Annotated in this window: 3 protein-coding genes; 2 read left to right on the forward strand and 1 reads right to left on the reverse strand. The window is 72.5% G+C overall.

The features are described from left to right. Window positions 1-71: 71 nt before the first annotated feature. Together ACFV4F_RS42680 and ACFV4F_RS42685 are read left to right on the forward strand one after the other, a co-directional pair. Window positions 72-794 (forward strand): vancomycin high temperature exclusion protein, encoded by a 723-nt coding sequence (locus ACFV4F_RS42680; RefSeq protein WP_380511295.1) that lies wholly within the window; start codon window positions 72-74, stop codon window positions 792-794. A 105-nt stretch (window positions 795-899) separates the two neighbouring features. Beyond that, the gene (locus ACFV4F_RS42685) at window positions 900-2,369 is read left to right on the forward strand and encodes a DNA polymerase IV (RefSeq protein WP_380511297.1); all 1,470 of its coding nucleotides are present in this window, start codon (window positions 900-902) and stop codon (window positions 2,367-2,369) included. Between the two features lie 144 nt (window positions 2,370-2,513). Here the strand turns inward: ACFV4F_RS42685 and ACFV4F_RS42690 are convergent, their stop codons facing one another. Then, entirely contained in the window at window positions 2,514-4,010 is a 1,497-nt protein-coding gene (locus ACFV4F_RS42690; RefSeq protein WP_380449071.1) for an MFS transporter, read from the reverse strand. Window positions 4,011-4,242: the final 232 nt, after the last annotated feature.

A 4,242-nucleotide genomic window follows, 5' to 3' on the forward strand; every position in this document is an offset into this window, starting at 1 on the left:
GGCCCGGACGGGGAACCGTCCGGGCCCGCGGCCTCGTCGTGGTGCCTGGTGGAACGATCTAGGGAGGGCACGTGAGCGTCGGCTCCGGGATAGCGGGCCTGCTGCGGCGCCGGGCCGAGCAGTGGGCCGTCCGGCTGCGGCAGCGGCGGACGCAGCGCAGGATCTACCAACTGGCCGTCCTCTGCTGCGCGGTGGCGCTGGCGCCGATGTCCTGGCTGTGGCTGACGGCGGGGGACCGGGTGGGCACGGTGGAGTCCGCTCCGTCGGCGCCGGTGGCGGTCGTCTTCGGGGCCGGGCTGGACCGCGGACAGCCGACGCCCTATCTGGAGCACCGCCTGGTCGGGGCGCTGGACCTCTACCGGGAGGGGAAGGTCCAGGCGATCCTGGTGACCGGCGACAACGGGCGGGTGGAGTACAGCGAGCCCGACGCGATGTTCCGCTACCTGGTCGACCACGGCGTCCCGCAGGACCGGGTGGTCCGGGACTACGCGGGCTTCACCACGTGGGACTCCTGCACCCGGGCGCACCGCGTCTTCGGGGTGGACCGCGCGGTGCTGGTGAGCCAGGACTTCCACGTCCGGCGGGCGCTGGCGCTGTGCCGGGCGGCCGGGATCGAGTCGTACGCCGTCGGGGTGCCGGAGCTGCACGACGTGACGTGGCTGTACGGCGGCCTGCGGGAGATCCCGGGGGCCGGCAAGGCGGCGCTGAGCGCCTGGATGCGGCCGGACCCGGTGTTCCTCGGGCCCAAGGAGGACGGGATCCCGAAGGCGCTGGCGCAGGCCGCCCAGAGGTAGCGGAGGGGGTAGCGGAGCGGGGTATCGGAGGGGGCGCGGCCGGGGCGAGGCGGGGGTGCGGCCGGGTTCGCACGCACTGTCGGACCCGTGCGGCATGATCGGCGCGTGCGATCACTGCCGAGCATCATCCACCTCGACATGGACGCCTTCTTCGCGGCGGTGGAGCAGGCGGCCAAGCCGAGCCTGCGCGGCAAGCCGGTGATCGTCGGCGGGGTGGGCGGGCGCGGGGTCGTCTCCACCGCGTCGTACGAGGCGCGGAAGTTCGGGGTGCACTCGGCGATGCCGACGGCGCAGGCGCGCCGGCTGTGCCCGAACGCGGCCTTCCTGACCGGGCGGTTCGAGGCCTACCGGCAGGTCAGCGACATCGTCATGGGCCTGCTGCGGGAGCTGTCGCCGCTGGTGCAGCCGCTGAGCCTGGACGAGGCGTTCGTCGACCTGGAGGCCGGCCCGTACGGCCCGGCACTGAGGGAGGCGGACCACCAGACCGGGGAGCGGCTGGTGCTGGCGCTCGGGGAGGACCTGCGGGCCGACATCCGTCGGCACACCGGGGTCACCGGGTCGGTCGGCGCGGCCGGGTCCAAGCTGATGGCGAAGATCGCCTCCGAGCGGGCCAAGCCGGACGGGCTGGTGCTGATCGAGCCCGGGCAGGAGCGGGCCGTGCTCGGCCCGATGCCGGTGCGGGCGCTGCCCGGGATCGGGCCGGCCACCGAGCAGGTGCTGCGGCGGGCCGGGCTGGTCACGGTGGCCGACCTCACCGACGCGGGCGAGGCGGAGCTCGTCCAACTGGTCGGCAAGGCTCACGGCAGCGGCATCTACGCCATGTCGATAGGGCTGGACGACCGGCCCGTGGTGGCCGACCAGGACGCCAAGTCGGTCTCGGTGGAGGACACCTTCGAGGTGGACCTCGCCGACCGGGACCGCGTGCTGCGCGAGGTCGAGGTGCTGGCCGCCCGGTGCGTGCGGCGGCTGCGGGCCGCGGGGCGCTCGGGGCGGACGGTGGTGCTCAAGGTCCGCCGCTTCGACTTCTCGACGCTCACCCGGTCGGAGACGCTGCGCGGGCCGACGGACGACGAGACGGTGATCACCGAGACGGCGCGCCGGCTGGCGTCCCAGGTGGACATCACGGGCGGCGTGCGGCTGCTCGGCGTCGGGGTCTCGCAGCTCGCCGACTACACCCAGGAGGACCTGTTCGCCCAGGCCGTCCGGGAGGAGGCCGCGCTCGAACACGGCGGCGAGGAGGGCGCGGGGGCCGCGGAGGAGCCGGAGGAGCCCGCCCTGCGGCGCTGGATGCCCGGGCAGGACGTCCACCACGCGGAGTACGGGCCCGGGTGGGTGCAGGGCAGCGGCGTCGGGCGGGTGACCGTGCGGTTCGAGACGCCGTGGAGCGGGCCGGGGCGGGTGCGGACCTTCTCGGTGGACGACCCCGACCTGGAGCCGGCCCGGCCGCTGCCGCTGGTCGAGGGCGAGGACTGGGGCGGCCGGCGGTTCGGCGCCGGGGCCGAGGAGGGTGCCGATGAGGACGTGGGGGATGACGGCGTGGATGACGGCGAGGAGGGCGCCGAGGAGGAGGGCTGAGAACGCGTTGCGGCCCCACCTGGAAGGGGAGTACCAGGTGGGGCCGCATTCCGTTACCGGGCCTCGGGCGGTCGCGATGCCCTCCCGACCGTGTGAGGTCCGGGCCCCCGCGCCCTGTCCCTGAGCGCGGGGGCGGACGCCTCGTCAGGCGTCGGTCTTCACCAGCTCGTCGCTGGGGATCTGCCCGGCCTGGGCACCGGAGGCGGTGACCGGGGCGGAGGACTTGACGGTGCGGATCAGGAACGGCACGACACCGGCGATGATGCAGACCACGGCGGTGGTCCAGAACGCGTGCTTGTAGGCGTCCAGCGTCGGCAGCAGCACCGGGATCTTGATCGGGAGCTTCATGGTGTCGCCGGTCAGGATGGCGGTCATCACGGCGGTGCCGATCGCGCCACCGACGGTGCGCAGCACGGAGTTCATGCCGTTGGCGATGCCGCTCTGCTCGACCGGGACGGCGCCGTTGATGTACGCCGGCATCGCGGCGAAGGCGAGGCCGATGCCGAGGCCGAAGATGGCGGAGGCGGTGTAGATGTCGCCCTCGTGGCTGTGGCGCAGCGCCAGGTAGGCCATCGCGACGGCGCCGAGGACGCCACCGAGGACCAGCGGCAGACGCGGGCCGCGGCGGGCGATCAGCATGGCGCCGACCGGAGCGGCCACCATCGAGCCGATGGCGGACGGCAGCAGCATGATGCCGGCGTGCAGCACGGTGGCGGTGAAGCCGTAGTGGGCCAGCTTCTCGGGGGTCTGGGCGAAGTTGCTGATCACCATGAACGAGCCGTACATGCCGAAGCCGATCAGCAGGCCGGCCAGGTTGGTGAAGGCGACCGCGGGGCGGGACATCATGCTCAGGTCGACCAGCGGGTGCTTGACCTTGACCTCGATGACGCCCCAGATCAGGGCCACGACGGCGGCGACGGCGAACAGGCCGAGGGTCTTGGTGGAGGTCCAGCCCCAGTGGTTGCCCTGGCTGACCGCGACCAGCAGGGCGGAGAGCCAGCCGGCCAGGGTGAGGGCGCCGAGCGGGTCGGCGCCGCCCTCCTTGTCGGTCACCGGGTCGGACGGGACGCGGAAGGCGACCAGGGCGACCGCGATCAGGCCGAAGACCAGGCCCATCCAGAAGATCGACTTGTAGTTCCAGTGCTCCAGCAGGAGACCGGTGGCCACCAGGCCGAGGCCGGAGCCGACGCCCATCGAGGCGCTGATGGCGGCGACGCCGCCGGTCACCTTCTGCTTGGGCAGCTCGTCGCGGACGATGCTGATCGCCAGCGGCATCACGCCACCGCCGGCGCCCTGGAGGACGCGGGCGACGATCAGCAGGCTGAACGAGTGGGTGCTGACGGCGAGCGCCGAACCGGCGACCAGACCGGCCAGCGAGATCAGCAGCATCGGCTTGCGGCCCCGGAGGTCGCCGAAGCGGCCCAGGAGGGGAGTCAGCACGGCGGCGGAGAGCAGGTTGGCGGTCATCAGCCAGGTGATGTTGGAGCCGGAGACGTCCAGTTCCTTGGCCAGCGACGGCAGGATCGGGACGACCGCGGTCTGCACCACGCTGAACGACAGCATCGCCAGGATGAGGGCCGGCAGGACCCGGGTGGTGCTCTGCTTCTCGGCCGCGGTGGTGGGCTGTGGTGCCTCACTCACGGTTGCTTCCTCCCGTACATAGTGAATGAACTGAAATAACCATGCAGGGAGATACTTCAGAGTGTCAAATATCGAGTGGTTAAGGTTTGGCAAAGGGGGGTGGTCGGGCGGGGGTAGGGGGGGGGGGGGGGGGGGGGTGGGGGTGGGGGTGTTGGTGGTGTGGGTGTTTTTGTAATGGTGGTGGTTGGGGGTTGTGGGGGTGTGTGTGGTGGTGGGGGAGGCGAGCGACACA

It is taken from the genome of Kitasatospora sp. NPDC059722 (assembly GCF_042733235.1).
In the GTDB taxonomy this organism is placed as follows: domain Bacteria; phylum Actinomycetota; class Actinomycetes; order Streptomycetales; family Streptomycetaceae; genus Kitasatospora.